Genomic DNA, 18,342 nt, shown 5'->3' with positions numbered 1-18,342 from the left:
TGCACCCGCTGACCATTGTTCATATCCAGGGAGTCCCTCCGTGAGCCAGCGCACCCTCGTCCTCCTCAAGCCCGACGCCGTCCAGCGCGGCCTGATCGGCGAGATCCTCGGCCGTATCGAGCGGAAGGCCGGCTGGACGATCAGCGCGCTGGAGATGCGGACCCTCGACCGTGCCCTCCTCGAACAGCACTACGCCGAGCACGTCGGCCGTGAGTTCTACGAGCCGCTGGTCGCGTTCATGTCCTCCGGCCCGGTGGTCTCGCTGGTCGTCGAGGGCGAGCGGGTGATCGAGGGCGTGCGGGCGCTGGCCGGTCCGACTGACCCGATTGCCGCGCCGAGTGGGTCCATTCGTGGGGACTTCGGAACGATCACCCGGGAGAATCTGATCCATGCCTCGGATTCCGAAGAGTCCGCCGAGCGTGAGATCAAGATTTTCTTCCCCGGTATTTCCTGACGTATCGTCAGCTGTATACCCCTCGTGACCAGGGGCGACCGAGGAAAACTTCGGTCGCCCTTTGGTGTATGCGACACGATCGGGGGAACGCATCACCGCGACACGACGTCACCATTGAGGGGGCCGGGAACGTGTACGGCTGACAATGGCGGAACAGCCTCCCGACGTGTTCGAGTGGGCGCACTACGAACTACCATGGAGGCTTCCGCGCCTCGCAGCGCATCACCTCCTGCCGACCTCCAGTAAGCATTCGCTCCAGTTGGGAAGGCCAGACGTATCCTCATGGGGAACAACATGTCGTTCATCGGCCGTGACATGGCTGTCGACCTCGGGACCGCCAACACGCTGGTGTACGTCAGGGGCCGCGGAATCGTTCTCAACGAGCCGTCGGTCGTGGCCATCAACACCAACACCGGCGGCATCCTCGCGGTAGGTGCTGAGGCGAAGAAGATGATCGGGCGCACGCCCGGCAACATCGTCGCCGTACGGCCCCTGAAAGACGGCGTGATCGCCGATTTCGAGATCACCGAGCGGATGCTCCGCTACTTCATCCTCAAGATCCACAAGCGGCGCTATCTGGCCCGCCCGCGGGTCGTGGTGTGTGTGCCCTCCGGCATCACCGGAGTCGAGCGTCGTGCGGTCATCGAGGCCTCGACCCAGGCCGGCGCGCGCCAGGTGCACATCATCGAGGAGCCGATGGCCGCCGCGATCGGATCCGGTCTGCCGGTCCACGAGGCCACCGGCAACATGGTCGTGGACATCGGCGGCGGTACGACCGAGGTCGCGGTCATCTCGCTCGGCGGCATCGTCACCGCGCAGTCCATCCGGGTGGCCGGCGATGAGCTCGACAACGCGATCATCCAGCACATCAAGAAGGAGTACAGCCTTCTGCTGGGCGAGCGCACCGCCGAGAGCATCAAGATCACCATCGGTTCGGCGTACGACCTCGAACAGGACGAGCACACCGAGATCCGCGGCCGTGACCTGGTCTCCGGCCTGCCGAAGACCGTCGTGATCTCGGCCGCCGAGGTCCGCAAGGCCATCGAGGAGCCGGTCAACTCCATCGTCGACGCGGTCAAGACGACGCTCGACAAGTGCCCGCCGGAGCTGTCCGGTGACGTCATGGACCGCGGCATCGTGCTCACCGGAGGCGGCGCCCTGCTCCGCGGCCTCGACGAGCGGCTGCGCCGCGAGACCGGTATGCCCATCCACATCGCCGAGGACCCGCTCGACTCCGTCGCGCTGGGCTCCGGCAAGTGCGTCGAGGAGTTCGAGGCGCTCCAGCAGGTCCTCGACTCCCAGCCGCGCAGGTAACAACCGCCGGACCCGATCCGACCCGCGGCCGTCCCGGCGACCGCGGCGGCCGGGCCGTACGGCGACAGCGGCCGATCCGTCCGCCGATCGCTGATATACAGGCACACATCCCGACAGACACGGCGCCTGACGCTTCACCATCCGGCACCGTCACACAGGCACAACGCTCAACTCCCGAACGAGACCGGCGGGGCCCGCAGCCGGCCGGTCCTACGAGGAAGGACACGGCCGCCGCACGTGAGGGACACACGAGAGAGCCGGCTGCTGCTGGTGCTGCTGGTCGCGATCGCGTTCGCGCTGATCACGGTCGATATCCGCGGCGGCGAACAGTCCCCGCTCGATGGTGCCCGGCACGCCGCCGCCTCCGCCTTCGGGCCGGTCGAGAACGGTGTCGCCCGCGCCGTCGACCCGGTCGGCAACGCCGTCGGCGCCGTACGGGACTCGGGGCGGCGGCACGACCGGATCAGCAGGCTGGAGCACGAGAACGAGGCGCTGAAGGCCAAGCTCGGCTCCTCCGACCGCAATCGCAGCCGCGCCGCCGAGCTCGACAAGATCCTCAAGACCGCCGGCACCGGCCAGTACGCCATCAAGGGCGCCCAGGTCATCGCCATCGGCTCGGCCCAGGGCTTCTCCTGGACCATCACCATCGACGCCGGCAGCCGCGACGGCATCGCCCGCGACATGACCGTGCTCAACGGCGACGGTCTGGTCGGGCGGGTCACCACCGTCGGCCCCAGCACCTCCACCGTCCTGCTGGCCGCCGACCCCGACTTCACCGTCGGCACCCGCATGGAGAAGACCAACGAGATCGGCTTCGCCAACGGGCAGGGCGTCCGCTCACTGCGCGTGCAGCTCCTCAACGGCCGGGCCAACATCAAGAAGGGCGACCGGCTGGTCACCTTCGGGTCCAGCAAGGACAAGCCGTTCGTGCCCGGCGTACCGGTCGGCAAGGTCGTGCGGGTCGAGCCGTTCAACGGCGATCTGACCCGCACCCTCCAGGTCCGGCCCTACGTCGCCTTCTCCCAGCTCGACATCGTCGGCGTCGTGGTCCAGCCGCCCCGCGAGGACCCGCGCGACACCGTGCTGCCGCCCCGGCCCGCCAAGCCCAAGCCGACGCCGACGGTCACCGTCACGGCCTCCCCCTCCGCGAGCGCCTCTCCCAGGAGCTGACCGATGCGCATCAACCGGATCCTGCTCTCGGCCCCGCTGGTGGTCGTCGCCCTCGTCATCCAGGTCACCATCCTGGCCCGGCTCCAACTGCCCGGCGCCGTACCGGACCTGCTGCTGCTCGTCGTGGTCGGCCTGGCGCTGGTCTACGGCCACGTCGGCGGCGCGCTCGTCGGCTTCTTCGCCGGGCTGCTGGCCGACCTCGCCCCGCCGTCCGACCACGCCATCGGCCGCTATGCGCTGGTGCTCTGCGTCATCGGCTACGCCGCGGGCCTGACCAGACCGGACTCCGGCCGGCACCGTTCGGCGACGCTGCCGCTGCTCGTCGTCATCGGGGCCGCCATCGGCTCGACGCTGATGTACGCCGGCGTCGGCGCGCTGGTCGGCGACACCGCAGCGCGGCACGTCGGCATCGTCGGCCTGCTGCTCAGCGCCACCCTCTACGACCTGCTGCTGGCCCCCTTCACCGTCCCGCTGGTGATGGCGCTGGCGCACCGCACGGACAGCGATCTGCTGGCCGGCGACGGCTCCGGCAGTGCGGGCGGCTCCGCCGGCGACCTCGGGTACGGCTGGCTCACCACCGGCACCGGCCTCAAGGCCAGCCGCGGCGCCATGAAGTCCCTGCGGGCCGGGGCCCGCATCGGCAGCCAGCGCGGCAGTCTGCTCGGCAAGTCCGCCCGCGACAAGGTGGGCCGCATCAAGGGGGTCAAGCGACTGTGACGCCCTCCCCTCTCCTTCCGACCACCACCCCTCGTGGAGGCGCCGCGCGCCATGAGTAATCTCCCGGAAACCCGGACCTCCCGGGTCACCGTCCGGCTCATCGCGATCCAGATCCTGGTCTTCTCCCTGCTGGTCACCCTCGGCGGCCGGCTCTGGTATCTGCAGATCCGCAACGGCCAGGAGTACGCCGACGAGGCCAAGAGCAACCACGTCCAGCAGGTCGTCGAGCCCGCCACCCGCGGCTCCATCCTCGACGCCCGCGGGGTGCCGCTGGCCGACAACCAGACCCGTCTGGTCGTCTCCGCGAGCCGCACCGAGCTGCTGAAGATGAAGGACGACGGCAAGGCCGTGCTCGGCCGGCTCGCCAGAGTGCTCGGCATGTCCGAGAAGGAGATCCGCAGCAAGGTCCGGCTGTGCGACTCCAAGACGCCGCAGCCCTGCTGGAACGGCTCGCCGTACCAGCCGATCCCGATCACCGACGAGGCCACCACCCAGCAGGCGCTCCAGATCCGCGAGCGCTCCGAGGACTTCCCCGGCATCAGCGCCGAGCCCACCGCCGTCCGCCGCTACGCCGCCCCCGGCAACGCCAACACCGCCCAGGTGCTGGGCTATCTCTCGCCGGTCACCGACGCCGAGATCAACAAGGCCAAGGACACCCGCTCGCCGCTGCTGCGCTCCGACCAGATCGGCCGGTCCGGCCTGGAGCGCACGTACGACAACGCGCTGCGCGGCAAGGCCGCCGTCACCCGCTACGAGGTCGACAACCTCGGCCGGGTCATCGGCCAGGCCAACAGCGAGAAGGGCCGGGCCGGAGCCAGCGTCGTCACCAGCATCGACGCCCGTGTGCAGGCCATAGCGGAAAAGCAGCTGGACCAGGCCATGAAGGACGCCCGCAAGAACTTCGACAAGAACACCGGCACCAACTACAAGGCCGACTCGGGTGCCGTGGTCGTCATGGAGGCGAAGACCGGCCGGGTGGTGGCGATGGCCTCCAACCCCAGCTATGACCCCAACGCCTGGGTCGGCGGGATCTCCGGCAAGGACTACGCCCACCTCACCGGCAAGGACTCCAACTACCCGCTGCTGAACCGCGCCATCCAGGGGCAGGCCGCCCCCGGCTCGATCTTCAAGGTCATCTCGACCTCGGCCGCGGTCAACGCGGGCTACGACTTCAACGGCCACTACCCCTGCACCAGCTCGTACAGCATCGGCGGCCAGGTCTTCAAGAACTTCGAGGGCGAGGGCCACGGCGACATCAGCCTGGGCCGGGCGCTGGAGGTCTCCTGCGACACCGTCTTCTACCGGCTCTCGCACGAGGAGTGGAAGAAGGACGGCGGCGACAAGCCCAAGAAGGACCCCAACGACTGGTTCTACAAGACCGCCCACCAGTTCGGCCTCGGCAAGGAGACCGGGATCGACCTCCCCAACGAGGTCCGGGGCCGGGTCCCCGACCGCAAGTGGAAGAACGCCTTCTGGAAGGCCAACAAGGCCGGCTGGTGCGAGCAGGCCAAGGCCTGGCCGAAGAAGAAGGACTTCGGCACCAAGCTCGCCCGTGAGGGCTGCCTGGAGGGCATGAAGCTGCACGCCTACGACTCGATCAACTACGCCATCGGCCAGGGCGACACCCTCGTCACCCCGATCCAGATGGCGACCATCTACGGCGCGATCGCCAACGGCGGCACGCTCTACGACCCGACCGTCGGCAAGGCCATCGTCAGCCCCGACGGCAAGCACATCCAGCGGATCCAGCCGCACCCGCACGGCAAGCTGCCGGTGTCGAAGAAGACCCTCGGGCAGATGGACGGCGCCCTCGCCGGCGTCGCCACCCGCGGTACCGCCGCCTGGCGGTTCGGCGGCTGGCCGCAGGACAAGATCCCGATGCACGCCAAGACCGGTACGGCCGAGGTCTACGGCAAGCAGACCACCTCGTGGTTCGCGACGTACACCAAGGACTACACGATCGTCATGACCATCTCCCAGGGTGGTACGGGTTCCGGCGCCTCCGGCCCCGCCGTGCGCAACATCTACAACGCGCTCTACGGCGTCGACGAGAAGGGCGGGATCGACCCGAAGGCCGCTCTGCTCCCGAGGCCGGAGGCCAGGCTGCCCAAGATCGAGGGTGATGGCTCCATCGAGGCGCAGCCCATCAAGCCGTACGTCCCGCCGTCGCCGTCGCCGTCCGCATCGGAGAGCCCACGATGACGACCAGCCACACCTCCCGGGCGTTCTCGATCCGGCGCTACACCCCCGAGCTCGGCACCTGGGGCAAGCTGACGGCGCGTGACTCGGTGGTGCGCAAGCTGGACTGGATACTGCTGCTGTCCTGTCTGGCGCTGTCGCTCATGGGCTCGGTGCTGGTCTTCTCCGCCACCCGCAACCGCACCGCGCTCAACCACGACGACGAGTACTTCTTCTTCCTGCACCACCTCCTCAACACCGGCATCGGCCTGGCGCTGGCCGCCGGCACGATCTGGCTCGGCCACCGCACCCTGCGCGGCGCGATCCCGATCCTGTACGCCCTGTCGGTCGTGCTGGCGCTGCTGGTGCTGACCCCGCTGGGCGCCACCATCAACGGCTCGCGCTCCTGGCTGGCGATCCCCGGCGGATTCTCGCTCCAGCCCGCCGAGTTCGCGAAGATCACCATCACCCTGGGCATGGCGATGATCCTGGCCTCCCGGGTCGATGCGGGTGACCGCCCGCACCCCGACCACCGCACCGTCGTCCAGGCCCTCGGCCTGGCCGCCGTGCCGGTCGCCGTCATCCTGCTGATGCCCGACCTCGGTTCGGTCATGGTGCTCGGCGCCGTCATCCTCGGCGTCCTGCTCGCCTCGGGCGCCTCCAACCGCTGGATCCTGGGGCTGGTCGGCACGGGCGTCGTCGGCTGCGTGGCCATCTGGCAGCTCGGTCTGCTCGACGACTACCAGATCGCCCGCTTCGCCGCGTTCGCCAATCCGAGCCTCGACCCGGCCGGTGTCGGCTACAACACCAACCAGGCCCGGATCGCGATCGGCGGCGGCGGGCTGACCGGCTCCGGCCTGTTCCACGGCAGCCAGACCACCGGCCAGTTCGTCCCCGAGCAGCAGACGGACTTCATCTTCACCGTCGCCGGTGAGGAACTGGGCTTCCTGGGCGCGGGCCTGATCATCGTCCTGCTCGGCATCGTCCTGTGGCGCGCCTGCCGGATCGCCCGCGAGTCCACCGAGCTCTACGGCACCATCGCCGCCGCCGGCATCATCGCGTGGTTCGCCTTCCAGTCCTTCGAGAACATCGGCATGACGCTCGGCATCATGCCCGTCACCGGCCTCCCGCTGCCGTTCGTCTCCTACGGCGGCACCTCCATGTTCGCGGTCTGGATCGCGATAGGGCTGCTGCAGTCGATCCGCGTCCAGCGGCCGCTGTCGGCCTCCCGCTGACCCCCGTCACCGCCCGAGATACAGCTCGAACCACAGCGAAGTGGCACGCGGCCCCTCGCACGGTGTCGTCCCCCAGGCGTCGGCGAGGTGGCCGGTCAGCAGCAGCCCGTGATCGGCGCCCTGTTCACCGTCCGGCGGGGCCGGCCGCGGAATCCGGACCGGCGCCGTGTCATGGACGCTGATCCGCAGGCCGTGCCCGGCGGTCAGCATCCGCAGCAGGATGTCCGCGGACCGCGGCGTGTGCAGATGGCAGCGGGTCACCGCCTCCGAGGTGAGCAGCACCGCGGTGTCGAGGAGCGCGCCGAGGCCGGTGGGGCGCAGCACCGCACGGACGAAGTCACGGGCGGTCTTCGGGGCGGTCGGTTCGCTCGGTGCGGTCAGGAGATACGGGCGGGCGCCCGTCGAGACGTGGATGGGTGCCCGGGTCACGGGTGCGGCTTGGGATGGCACGGGTGTCTCCCTCCCCGAAGGGGTCGAGTGCGCGGTCGGCGCCACTCTGCGTGGCCGACTCGTCACACACCGTAAGTCACCGCCTGCGGTGCGTGCTACCCGCCCGAGCGGATCCCGGCCACCGGGCGACGGCTTCGCCGTCCGACGGGTGGTCCCCGGTGGGGCGGCATGACTACATTCGAGGCATGGCGGACACCGTGCGGGAGATCGAGCGGAAGTACGAGGCCGACAAGACCACGCAGCTGCCCGACCTGGCCGGGGTCGACGCAATTGCCACCGTGGCGGAGGCGGGCACCGAGGACCTGGACGCCGTCTACTACGACACCCCTGACCTGTGCCTGGCTGAGGAGGGCATCACCCTGCGCAGGCGCACCGGCGGCAAGGACGCGGGCTGGCATCTGAAGCTGCCGGTGGCACCCGGCGTGCGGGACGAAGTGCGGGCCCCGCTGTCCGACACTCCGCCCCCGGAGCTCGCCGCGCTCCTGCGCTCCCGGCTGCTGGACCGCGAGCTGGTCCCCGTCGTACGGCTGCACACCCACCGCACCGTCCAGGTGCTGCAGGACGCCCAGGGCGCGCCGCTCGCGGAGATCGCGGTGGACGCGGTGCGCGCGCGGCGGGCCGCGGCGCCCGCGGGGGGCGGGAAGGCGAAACCGGCGCCGGCCAAAGCCCGGTGGCACGAGATCGAGGTCGAGCTCGCCGGTGACGGCGACCCCGGGCTGCTGGACGCGGTCGGCCGGAAGCTGACCGCGGCGGGGGTGCGCCCCGCCTCCGCCGCCTCGAAGCTGGCGCGGGCGCTGGACGAGACCGGGCTGCGGAGCGAGGCATCGGCAGGGCACGAGGCCGGGCCGGACGGACGCCCGTCCGAGGGCGCAACCAAGGGCTCCGGCAAGGGTTCCGGCAAGGGCGGGGCCGCGGGCGCCGGGAAGCGCGGCGACACCGCCGGCGACGTCGTCCTGCGCTATGCCCGCGAGCAGGTGCGGGCGATCATCGAGCTGGACCCGGCGGTACGGCGCGATCTGCCCGACTCGGTCCACCGGATGCGGGTCGCCACCCGCCGGCTGCGCAGCGCCTTCCGCTCGTACACCAAGGTGCTCGACCGCGGCGTCACCCTGCCCATCGGCACCGAACTCAAGTGGCTGGCGGCGGAGTTGGGCGTGGAGCGCGACCGGGAGGTGCTCACCGAGCGGCTGCGGTCCTCGCTCGCCGGGGTACCCCGGGAGCTGCGGCTCGGCCCCGTGGACGCCCGGCTGCGCATCTGGTCCGAGCGGCGCCGGGCCGGCGCGCGGGACCGGCTGCTCGACGTCCTGGACGGGCCGCGCTACCTGTCGCTGCTCAGGACCCTGAACGCTTTCCTGGAGGAGCCGCCGCTGCGCAGGGCCGCCGGCCGCCCGGCGCCCGAGGTCGTGGCCGGGGCCGTGCTCAAGGACTACCGGCGGCTGGCCCGCCGTACGGACGCCGCGCTGGCCGCCCCGGCCGGACGGCAGCGGGACGAGGCGCTGCACGGCGCCCGCAAGGCGGCCAAGCGCACCCGGTACGCGGCGGAAGCGGCCCGCCCGGCGCTCGGCCGGCCGGCGAAGAAGTTCGCCAAGCGGACCAAGCGGGTGCAGCAGGTGCTGGGGGACCACCAGGACAGCGTGGTGGCGCGCGCCACCCTGCGCGAGCTGGCGACCCAGGCCCAGCAGGCCGGCGAGGGCGGCTTCACCTTCGGCCTGCTCCACGGCCGCGAGGAGGCCCTGGCGGCGGACCGGGAGCGGGCGCTGCCGGACGTGTGGCGGAAGGCCTCGCGCCGTAAGCACCGGGCCGCGCTGCGGCCGTGACCATGCCAGGCTCTCGATCGCTTGATCGGTGCACGTAGCTCCGCGGACGCGGAGGTGACCCGCCGTGGGACGAGTGCGACGTGCGCTGACCCCTGTGCTCCCCGCCACCGCGGGGGTGTCCGCTCGCCGTGCTGGGGGGTGGCTCCGAGCGGTTACGCTTGAGAGTCGCCCCTGCCAGCTCACGAAGGTTCCAGATGTCTGCCGAGTCGGTCTTCCCACAGCTAGAGGCCCTGCTCCCGCATGTGCAGAAGCCCATTCAGTATGTCGGCGGTGAGCTGAACTCCACCGTCAAGGACTGGGACTCCTGCGACGTCCGCTGGTCGCTCATGTACCCGGACGCGTACGAGGTCGGTCTGCCCAACCAGGGCGTCATGATCCTCTACGAGGTCCTCAACGAGCGCGAGGGCGTGCTGGCCGAGCGCACCTACAGCGTGTGGCCGGACCTCGAAGCACTGATGCGTGAGCACCACGTCCCGCAGTTCACGGTCGACGCGCACCGCCCCGTCGGCGCCTTCGACGTGCTCGGTGTCTCCTTCTCGACCGAGCTCGGGTACACCAACCTCCTCACCGCCCTGGACCTGGCCGGTATCCCCATGGAGGCCAAGGACCGTACGGAGGACCACCCGATCGTCCTCGCCGGCGGCCACGCGGCCTTCAACCCGGAGCCGATCGCGGACTTCCTGGACTGCGCGGTCGTGGGCGACGGCGAGCAGGCGGTGCTGGAGATCACCGAGATCATCCGCGCCTGGAAGGCCGAGGACCGCCCCGGCGGGCGCGACGAGCTGCTGCTCCGCCTCGCCAAGACGGGCAGCGTCTACGTCCCCAAGTTCTACGACGTCGAGTACCTGGCCGACGGGCGGATCTCCCGCGTCGTGCCGAACCGCTCCGGCGTCCCGTGGCGGGTGTCCAAGCACACCGTCATGGACCTGGACGAGTGGCCCTACCCCAAGCAGCCGCTCGTCCCCCTGGCCGAGACCGTCCATGAGCGGATGTCGGTCGAGATCTTCCGTGGCTGTACCCGCGGTTGCCGTTTCTGCCAGGCCGGCATGATCACGCGCCCTGTACGGGAGCGAAGCATCACCGGCATCGGCGAGATGGTGGACAAGGGCCTGAAGGCCACGGGATTCGAGGAGGTCGGCCTGTTGTCGCTGTCCTCCGCGGACCACACCGAGATCGGCGACATCGCCAAGGGCCTCGCCGACCGGTACGAGGAAGACAAGATCGGTCTGTCGCTGCCGTCGACCCGGGTCGACGCCTTCAACGTCGATCTTGCCAACGAGCTGACGCGCAACGGCCGTCGCTCGGGTCTGACCTTCGCGCCCGAGGGCGGCTCGGAGCGGATGCGCAAGGTCATCAACAAGATGGTCTCCGAAGAGGACCTGATCCGGACCGTCTCGACGGCCTACGGCAACGGCTGGCGGCAGGTGAAGCTGTACTTCATGTGCGGTCTGCCGACCGAGACCGACGAGGACGTCCTGCAGATCGGCGACATGGCGGTCAACGTCATCGCCGAGGGCCGCAAGGTCTCCGGGCAGAACGACATCCGCTGCACGGTCTCCATCGGCGGCTTCGTCCCCAAGCCGCACACGCCCTTCCAGTGGGCGCCGCAGCTGTCGGCGGAGGAGACGGACGCCCGGCTCGAAAAGCTCCGCGACAAGATCCGCGGAGACAAGAAGTACGGCCGCTCCATCGGCTTCCGCTACCACGACGGCAAGCCCGGCATCGTCGAGGGCCTGCTCTCGCGCGGCGACCGCCGCATCGGCTCGGTCATCCGCGCCGTCTACGAGGGCGGCGGCCGCTTCGACGGCTGGCGCGAGCACTTCTCCTACGACCGCTGGATGAAGGCCGCCGAGGAGACGCTGCCCGCGTTCGGCGTGGACGTCGCCTGGTACACCACCCGCGAGCGGGAGTACGAGGAGGTCCTGCCCTGGGACCACCTGGACTCCGGTCTCGACAAGGACTGGCTCTGGGAGGACTGGCAGGACGCGCTCGACGAGACCGAGGTCGAGGACTGCCGCTGGACCCCGTGCTTCGACTGCGGCGTGTGCCCGCAGCTCGACCTCGACATCCAGATCGGCCCCACCGGCAAGAAGCTGCTGCCGCTGACCGTCGTCAAGTAGCCCCTGCCGTACGCCTCTTCGGCCCGGCCCGCGTACCCCGCGTGGCCGGGTCGCGGTGTGCTGCCGCACAATGAGCCGATGGCAGAACCGCAGCTCATCGCCCCCACCGTCGATGTCCACGCCTCCTTCCTCGCCGCGATGGAGGAGTTCCGCGCCGACGGCGCGGAGGCCGTAGCGCACTCCAACCTGGCCGCTGAGCTGCGGACTTGGGCCGCCCGCTGGCGCAGCGCCGAGGGGTTCGCCGCGTACGTGGAGCTGACCGGCGGCGTCGCGAGGGACGAGCGCGCGGACGGCGTGGTCGCGAAGTCCACCCGGTGGTGGGTGGCGGACGGCAGGTACCTCGGCCGGGTCACCTTCCGGCACAGCCTCACCCCCTCGCTCCTCGACTACGGCGGCCACATCGGCTACGCCGTACGTCCCGGTGCCCGTCGCCGCGGTCATGCCACCGCGATGCTGCGCGCCGCGCTGCCGGTCGCCCATCACGAACTGGGCATCGACCCGGTGCTGGTGACCTGCGACGACACCAACACCGGCTCACGTAAGGTCATCGAGGCCTGCGGCGGGGTCCTTGAGGACCAGCGGGCGGAGAAACTGCGCTACTGGATCCACGCCACCGCCACCGCCACTGCCGCCGGGCAGGAGTCGCACCGGCGCGGCTGACGCACCGAAGCGCGAGGGGGAGAGACGGATGGAGCCGACCGGCAGCGAGCGGGGGCCGGCCCGGTACGAGCCGGGCGAAGGCTGTGTGACCACGGTGGTCCGGATGCCGGTGCGGATCGTGGTGCTGGTGCTCGTCGTGCCGGTGCGGCTGGTGTGGGACGCGCTGACCGCGGTGGGCAGGGCTCTCCACCGGACCGCGCTGCGTCCCCTCGGCCGCGGACTGGCCTGGTTCTGGCTGACCCTGATCGTGCGTCCGCTGGTCTGGCTCTGGCGCACCGTCGTCGTGGCCCCGCTCCGGTGGCTCTGGCGCACGCTCGTCGTCGCGCCGGCGGCCTGGCTGTGGCGCCATGTGCTGGCGCCCTCCGGCCGGGGGATCGGCGCGGCCGTGGTGTGGCTGGTCCGGTATCTGGTCGTGGTGCCCGCCCGGTGGGTGCACGCGTATGTGCTGGCGCCGCTCGGGCGGGGGATCGCCTGGCTGGTGCGGGGGCTGGGCGTGGCGCTGGTGTGGCTGGGCAAGGCGCTGTTCGTGTGGCCGTGGGTGGTGTTGTGGCGGTATGTGCTGGCGCCGGTCGGCCGGGGGATCGACGCGGCCGTGAGGTGGCTGGTGCGGTATCTGGTCGTGGTGCCTGCCCAGTGGCTCCGCACGTACGTGCTGGCGCCGCTCGGGCGCGGTCTCGCCCGGCTGGTGCGGAGCCTCGGCGCGGTGCTCGGCGTACTCGTCCGGTGGATCGTGGTCGTGCCGGCGGTCGCCCTGTGGCGGTGGGTGCTGGCGCCGGCCGGGCGGGCGCTGGCCGCCGTGGTGACGGTGCTGGTCCGGGAGACCGGGGCGGCGCTGGGGCACTGCTGGCGGGCCGCCGGGATCGTTTCCCGGGCCCTCGGCCGGTTCCTGGCCGCGGTGCTGCGGTGGACCCTCGTCGAACCGGTGCGCTGGGTCTGTCGCAGTGTGCTCAGGCCGGTCGGGCACGTGATCCGGGACGGCCTGTGGCGGCCGGTGCGGCAGGCGCTGCGGACGGCGCGCGAGACCGTGCGGCAGACCCGCCGGGAGATCCGGCGGGCCCTGTTCGGGGCGCCCCGGGAGCCGGAGCCGGCGAGGGCCGTGGTGCCCCGGCGGGAACCAGGGGGTTCCGGGGCACGTACTCTAGGTAAGACGTCCGGGCGCGACGTTCCCCCGCCCGCGCGGGGGTGATCCGGACCGGGCGACGCTGGACGGCGTCCTCCGGGCCGTCCCCGTGCAGACGGGGGTGGCGTCCAGCAGCGCCCTCACACAAGGAGAAGTAACACTGGGCAAGCGACAGCCCGAAGGCCCGCCGCCCGCACCGGCGGTGCAGCGCATCCGACTGCGCTACACCAAGCGCGGCCGCCTCCGGTTCACCAGCCACCGCGACTTCCAGCGCGCTTTCGAGCGGGCGCTGCGCCGCGCCGAGGTCCCCATGGCCTATTCGGCGGGCTTCACCCCGCATCCCAAGGTGTCGTACGCCAACGCCGCCCCGACCGGCACGGGCAGCGAGGCCGAGTATCTGGAGATCCAGCTCGCCGAGCGCCGCGATCCGGACAAGCTGCGCGAGCTGCTCGATACCTCGCTTCCGGACGGGCTCGATGTGATCGACGCCGTCGAGGCGCACACCTCCGGTCTGGCCGACCGGCTGGAGGCCTCGGTGTGGGAGATCCGGCTCGACGGGGTCGCGCCCGAGGAGGCCGGGAGCGCCGTCCAGGCCTTCCTCGCCGCCGAAGAGGTGCAGGTCGAGCGCCGTACCAAGAACGGCATGCGGACCTTCGACGCACGGGCCGCAGTGACGCGTCTGGAGGCCGTCGGTTCTGTGGACGATAGGCCCGACGGCAAAGCCTGTGCGATACTGCGGCTGGTTGTTCGGCATCTGACACCTGCCGTTCGACCCGACGACGTCCTGTCCGGCCTCCGAGCTACGGCCGACCTGGCGCCGCCGGTCCCCGCTGCGGTGACCAGGCTGGCGCAGGGGCTGCTCGATGAGGAGACCGGCGCGGTGACTGACCCGCTAGCGCCCGACCGCGACGCTGCCACGGCCGCCCCACCCACGGCCGCCGGGCTGAGTGCCGCGAAGGCGACGAGTGGGGTCTCCCCGGCAGCCGGGGAAGGTACTGCGTAGGACCGCCGTCGTCGCGTCGCCGATCAGCCAGGGAGCCACCCCGGTCCGGCAGACGCACTGACCAGGAGACTTTCGCCGGTCCCCGCCCAAAGGGAGCCGGCGAGCGAGACGACAGCTCCCGTGCGGCGCCCACGCCCCGGACAGCGGGACCGCGCTCATCACGCGGACCGCGACCGGAATCAGGCGCGGCGCCCGGGAGCGTGACGGGAGAACCGCCCGCATGCTCGAGCCCATTGAGCCCACCCGTTCCACGAATTCCCGGAACGGTGGCGCCGACGACAATCATTCACCCAGCGACACCCTGCCGCCCCGGCGCCGTGCCGCCTCCCGGCCGGCCGGTCCGCCCACGGGCGCCGGCGCTGCCGAGGCCGCGGTGGTGAGCACCACCGCCTCCGCCGGGCCCGGCGCGGCCCTCGCCGAAGAGACCACCGCCTCCGCGGTGACCAGCGGCGACGAGGCCAAGCCCGCCCGTACCCGCCGCCGGGCGACCCGTAAGGTCACCTCCCCGGCCGGGACCCCGCAGCCCGCATCCGGCGAGCCCGCCGCGGCTCCGGCCGAGCCGGCCGCCGCCGAAGCCCCCGAAGCCCCCGCCGCCGAGACGCCCGCCGAGGCGCCGCAGGCCGAGGAGGCGCCGCGCCGCGGCCGCCGCCGGGCCACCCGTAAGGTCACCGCGCCCGCCGGCACCCCGCAGACCGAGGCCGCCGCGGAGCCGGTGGCCGCCGAGGCGCCCGCGCCCGCCGAGGCCGCCGCGGAGGCCGCCCCGGCCGCCGCCCCGGAGGCCGAGACCAAGCCCGCCCGCACCCGCCGCCGGGCGACCCGTAAGGTCACCGCTCCCGCCGGCACCCCGCAGACCGAGGCCGCCGCGGAGCCGGTAGCCGCCGAGGCGCCCGCCCCCGCCGCCGAGGAGGCGGCCCCCGCGCCCGCCGAGGAGGCCGCGCCGGCCCGTTCCCGCCGCCGGGCGACCCGTAAGGCCACCGCCGCTGCGGGCGCCCCGCAGCCGGCCGAGGAGGCCCCGGAGCCGGCGGCCGAGGAGGCGCCGGCCGCCGCGGCCGAGGCCCCCGAGGCACCCCGCCGCCGGGCCCGCCGTCGCGGCGAGCGTGCCGCGGAGCCGGCCGCTGCCGCGCAGCCCGCCGAGGAGGCCGCGGAGCCCGCGGCCGAGGCGCCCCAGCGCGGCCGCCGCCGGGCCCAGCGCCCGCCGACCGCCGTCTTCCAGGCGCCGGTCTTCACCGAGCCGATGTTCCAGACGCCGGAGAGCGCGGCGGCCGCCCATGCCGCGGCCCGTCAGGAGGAGGCCGCCGGCGAGCAGGCTGTGGAGGAGCAGCCCGCCGGGACGCGCCGCCGTCGCCGCCGGGGCGCCCAGGCCGAGGCCGAGCAGCCCGAGCAGGTGGCCGCGGCCCCGGCCGAGGAGCCGCAGGCCGAGGAAGCGGCCGAGCCGGAGGCCGAGCAGGCCGAGGCCGGTCACGGCGAGGACGAGTCCGCGGACCGTCCCTCGCGCCGCCGCCGCCGTGGTGGCCGTCGCCGCCGTCGCGGGGAGGCCGCCGAGGGCGCCGAGGAGCAGGCCGAGGAGCGGGAGACCGCGGAGGCCGAGTCCGAGGAGGACGAGGAGCGGGCCGCCGAGCGGCCCGAGGCGCAGGAGGACGAGGAGCAGCCGGGCGGCGGCTCCAGCAGCAGCCGCCGTCGCCGTCGCCGGCGCCGTCGCACCGGCGACGCCGCCGAGCCCGAGGCCGGCGGTGCCGACGATCCGGAGCGCACGGTCGTCAAGGTCCGCGAGCCCCGCAAGAAGGACGAGAGCACCAGCGCCGACGAGGTGCAGTCGATCAAGGGGTCGACGCGCCTGGAGGCCAAGAAGCAGCGCCGCCGTGAGGGGCGTGAGCAGGGCCGCCGCCGGGTGCCGATCATCACCGAGGCGGAGTTCCTCGCCCGCCGCGAGGCCGTCGAGCGGGTGATGGTCGTCCGCCAGAGCGGCGAGCGCACCCAGATCGGCGTCCTTGAGGACAACGTGCTCGTGGAGCACTTCGTCAACAAGGAGCAGGCGACCTCGTACGTCGGCAACGTCTACCTCGGCAAGGTGCAGAACGTCCTGCCGTCGATGGAGGCCGCCTTCGTCGACATCGGCAAGGGCCGCAACGCGGTGCTGTACGCCGGTGAGGTCAACTTCGAGGCGCTGGGCATGGCCAACGGCCCGCGCCGTATCGAGTCCGCGCTGAAGTCCGGCCAGTCGGTGCTGGTGCAGGTCACCAAGGACCCGATCGGTCACAAGGGCGCCCGGCTCACCAGCCAGGTCTCGCTGCCCGGCCGCTACCTGGTCTACGTGCCCGAGGGCTCGATGACCGGTATCAGCCGCAAGCTCCCGGACACCGAGCGCTCGCGGCTGAAGCAGATCCTCAAAAAGATCGTCCCCGAGGATGCGGGCGTCATCGTCCGCACCGCCGCGGAGGGCGCGAGCGAGGACGAGCTGGCGCGCGACGTCCAGCGGCTGCAGGCGCAGTGGGAAGAGATCCAGAAGAAGGCCAAGAGCAGCAGCTCCAATGCGCCGACGCTGCTCTACGGCGAGCCGGACATGACCGTCCGGGTCGTCCGCGACATCTTCAACGAGGACTTCTCCAAGGTCATCGTCAGCGGTGACGAGGCCTGGGGGACCATCCACGGCTACGTCGCGCACGTCGCCCCGGACCTCACCGACCGGCTGCAGAAGTGGACGTCGGACGTCGATGTCTTTGCGACGTACCGCATCGACGAGCAGCTGATGAAGGCGCTGGACCGCAAGGTCTGGCTGCCCAGCGGTGGTTCGCTGGTGATCGACCGGACCGAGGCGATGGTCGTGGTCGACGTCAACACCGGCAAGTTCACCGGCCAGGGCGGCAACCTGGAGGAGACGGTCACCAGGAACAACCTGGAGGCGGCCGAGGAGATCGTGCGTCAGCTGCGGCTGCGCGACCTCGGCGGCATCATCGTGATCGACTTCATCGACATGGTGCTGGAGTCCAACCGGGATCTGGTGCTGCGGCGCCTGCTGGAGTGCCTCGGCCGGGACCGCACCAAGCACCAGGTCGCCGAGGTCACCTCGCTCGGCCTGGTCCAGATGACCCGCAAGCGGGTCGGCCAGGGCCTGCTGGAGTCCTTCTCCGAGTCGTGTGTGCACTGCAACGGCCGCGGCGTCATCGTCCACATGGACCAGCCGACGGTGGCCGGCGGCGGTGGCAAGCGCAAGAAGAAGGGCAAGGGCGCCCAGGCCGAGCCGCATGTCCACGAGGTCGCGACGGTCGAGCCGACCCCGGACGGCGGCGAGCCCGAGCTGGAGCCGGTCGCCGTGACGGAGGCCGAACTGCAGCCCGCGGTGGCCGAGGCGGACGAATGGTTCAGCAGCCCCGCGGAGGCCGAGGCGGCCGCCGGGCGCGGCCGTGGCCGTCGCCGGGTGAGCCGGAAGGTGTCCGCTCCGGCGGGCGCCCCCAAGGCTGCCGAGGAGACCGCCGAGATCGTGCTGCCGGCCGAGCCGGTGGCCGTGCCCGAGCCGGAGCAGGCCCCGGAGCCGGTCGCCGAGGCGCCGGCCGCGGAGCCCGCGCCGGCCCGTCCGCGCCGTCGGGCGACCCGTAAGGCGACCGCCCCGGCGGGTTCGCCGGAGGTCTCCGACGACTCCGCGGCGACCGTGGTCATCACCGCACCCGCGGCGGAGCCGGCGCCCACCGAGGCCCCCGCCGAGGCGGAGGCGGCGCCCGCGGCCAAGAAGACCGCGAAGAAGGCGGCGGCGAAGAAGACCACCGCCAAGAAGACCGCGGCGAAGAAGACCACGGCCAAGAAGACGGCGGCGAAGAAGACCACCACCGCCGCCGCCAAGAAGGCCACGGCGAAGAAGACCACCACGAAGAAGACGACGACCAAGAAGGCGGCGGCCAAGAAGACCGCGGCCGCCGAGCAGGCCCCGGTGGCCTAGACAGAGGGCGCCGCGTAAGCCGCTCCAGTGGAGCCGGTGCTTGCACCGGGGGCTTCCGCGGAGGACTGAGCAGGCCGTGCCCCGGACCGTTCGCGGTCCGGGGCCGGTTTGACCCCCAGGTCAAGGCCCCGTAACCTTGACCGTCGGTGTCTGTGACACCAAACCCCTGAGCA

At 72.0% G+C, this 18,342-nt stretch carries 13 protein-coding genes; 12 read left to right on the top strand and 1 reads right to left on the bottom strand.

Annotated features, from left to right (window positions below; all coding sequences use genetic code 11):
- Positions 1–40 precede the first annotated feature (40 nt).
- From ndk to rodA, 6 genes are all read left to right on the top strand, one after another.
- Complete coding sequence (ndk, locus tag BKA18_RS12325; RefSeq protein WP_006605635.1) at positions 41–454, top strand: nucleoside-diphosphate kinase; 414 nt, start codon at positions 41–43, stop codon at positions 452–454.
- Between the two features lie 294 nt (positions 455–748).
- Positions 749–1,768 (top strand): rod shape-determining protein, encoded by a 1,020-nt coding sequence (locus tag BKA18_RS12320; protein ID WP_003985182.1) that lies wholly within the window; start codon positions 749–751, stop codon positions 1,766–1,768.
- A gap of 237 nt (positions 1,769–2,005) precedes the next feature.
- Entirely contained in the window at positions 2,006–2,938 is a 933-nt protein-coding gene (gene mreC / locus BKA18_RS12315) for a rod shape-determining protein MreC (protein WP_006605636.1), read from the top strand.
- 3 nt (positions 2,939–2,941) lie between these two features.
- Positions 2,942–3,655 carry a rod shape-determining protein MreD gene (mreD, locus tag BKA18_RS12310; protein ID WP_366043184.1) on the top strand — a complete coding sequence of 238 codons (714 nt, stop codon included), beginning with the start codon at positions 2,942–2,944 and terminating at the stop codon, positions 3,653–3,655.
- A gap of 51 nt (positions 3,656–3,706) precedes the next feature.
- Positions 3,707–5,857 (top strand): penicillin-binding protein 2, encoded by a 2,151-nt coding sequence (mrdA, locus tag BKA18_RS12305; RefSeq protein WP_366043183.1) that lies wholly within the window; start codon positions 3,707–3,709, stop codon positions 5,855–5,857.
- The gene (gene rodA, locus BKA18_RS12300) at positions 5,854–7,068 is read left to right on the top strand and encodes a rod shape-determining protein RodA (protein ID WP_093483207.1); all 1,215 of its coding nucleotides are present in this window, start codon (positions 5,854–5,856) and stop codon (positions 7,066–7,068) included. Before mrdA ends, rodA begins: the two co-directional genes overlap by 4 nt.
- Positions 7,069–7,074: 6 nt before the next feature.
- Here rodA and BKA18_RS12295 read toward each other — a convergent pair whose 3' ends face one another.
- Positions 7,075–7,497: an ATP-binding protein gene (locus BKA18_RS12295; protein ID WP_399784651.1), complete on the bottom strand. Its 423-nt coding sequence runs from the start codon at positions 7,495–7,497 to the stop codon at positions 7,075–7,077.
- A 206-nt stretch (positions 7,498–7,703) separates the two neighbouring features.
- Between BKA18_RS12295 and BKA18_RS12290 the strand changes: the two genes are divergently transcribed.
- The 6 genes from BKA18_RS12290 to BKA18_RS12265 all read left to right on the top strand — a co-directional run bounded on the left by BKA18_RS12290 (position 7,704) and on the right by BKA18_RS12265 (position 18,169).
- Complete coding sequence (locus tag BKA18_RS12290; protein ID WP_366043179.1) at positions 7,704–9,335, top strand: CYTH and CHAD domain-containing protein; 1,632 nt, start codon at positions 7,704–7,706, stop codon at positions 9,333–9,335.
- A 194-nt stretch (positions 9,336–9,529) separates the two neighbouring features.
- Positions 9,530–11,455: a TIGR03960 family B12-binding radical SAM protein gene (locus BKA18_RS12285; protein WP_147245254.1), complete on the top strand. Its 1,926-nt coding sequence runs from the start codon at positions 9,530–9,532 to the stop codon at positions 11,453–11,455.
- Positions 11,456–11,533: 78 nt separating this feature from the next.
- A complete protein-coding gene (locus tag BKA18_RS12280) occupies positions 11,534–12,115 on the top strand; it encodes a GNAT family N-acetyltransferase (protein WP_366043178.1) in 582 nt (193 codons plus the stop codon).
- A 28-nt stretch (positions 12,116–12,143) separates the two neighbouring features.
- A complete protein-coding gene (locus tag BKA18_RS12275; protein WP_366043177.1) occupies positions 12,144–13,301 on the top strand; it encodes a hypothetical protein in 1,158 nt (385 codons plus the stop codon).
- Positions 13,302–13,437: 136 nt separating this feature from the next.
- Entirely contained in the window at positions 13,438–14,238 is an 801-nt protein-coding gene (locus tag BKA18_RS12270) for a TIGR03936 family radical SAM-associated protein (RefSeq protein WP_366043176.1), read from the top strand.
- A 220-nt stretch (positions 14,239–14,458) separates the two neighbouring features.
- Positions 14,459–18,169 (top strand): Rne/Rng family ribonuclease, encoded by a 3,711-nt coding sequence (locus BKA18_RS12265; protein WP_366043175.1) that lies wholly within the window; start codon positions 14,459–14,461, stop codon positions 18,167–18,169.
- Positions 18,170–18,342 lie beyond the last annotated feature (173 nt).

Source organism: Streptomyces auratus, assembly GCF_050433025.1.
GTDB lineage: Bacteria > Actinomycetota > Actinomycetes > Streptomycetales > Streptomycetaceae > Streptomyces > Streptomyces sioyaensis.
This window is presented reverse-complemented; position numbering and strand designations above follow the sequence as displayed.

Coding starts and splice junctions, on each gene's coding strand:
- mreD (WP_366043184.1), top strand. CDS start 2,942: ATGCGCATCAACCGGATCCTGCTCTCGGCCCCGCTGGTGGTCGTCGCC.
- rodA (WP_093483207.1), top strand. CDS start 5,854: ATGACGACCAGCCACACCTCCCGGGCGTTCTCGATCCGGCGCTACACC.
- BKA18_RS12320 (WP_003985182.1), top strand. CDS start 749: ATGTCGTTCATCGGCCGTGACATGGCTGTCGACCTCGGGACCGCCAAC.
- BKA18_RS12275 (WP_366043177.1), top strand. CDS start 12,144: ATGGAGCCGACCGGCAGCGAGCGGGGGCCGGCCCGGTACGAGCCGGGC.
- mrdA (WP_366043183.1), top strand. CDS start 3,707: ATGAGTAATCTCCCGGAAACCCGGACCTCCCGGGTCACCGTCCGGCTC.
- BKA18_RS12265 (WP_366043175.1), top strand. CDS start 14,459: ATGCTCGAGCCCATTGAGCCCACCCGTTCCACGAATTCCCGGAACGGT.
- BKA18_RS12285 (WP_147245254.1), top strand. CDS start 9,530: ATGTCTGCCGAGTCGGTCTTCCCACAGCTAGAGGCCCTGCTCCCGCAT.
- BKA18_RS12290 (WP_366043179.1), top strand. CDS start 7,704: ATGGCGGACACCGTGCGGGAGATCGAGCGGAAGTACGAGGCCGACAAG.
- BKA18_RS12280 (WP_366043178.1), top strand. CDS start 11,534: ATGGCAGAACCGCAGCTCATCGCCCCCACCGTCGATGTCCACGCCTCC.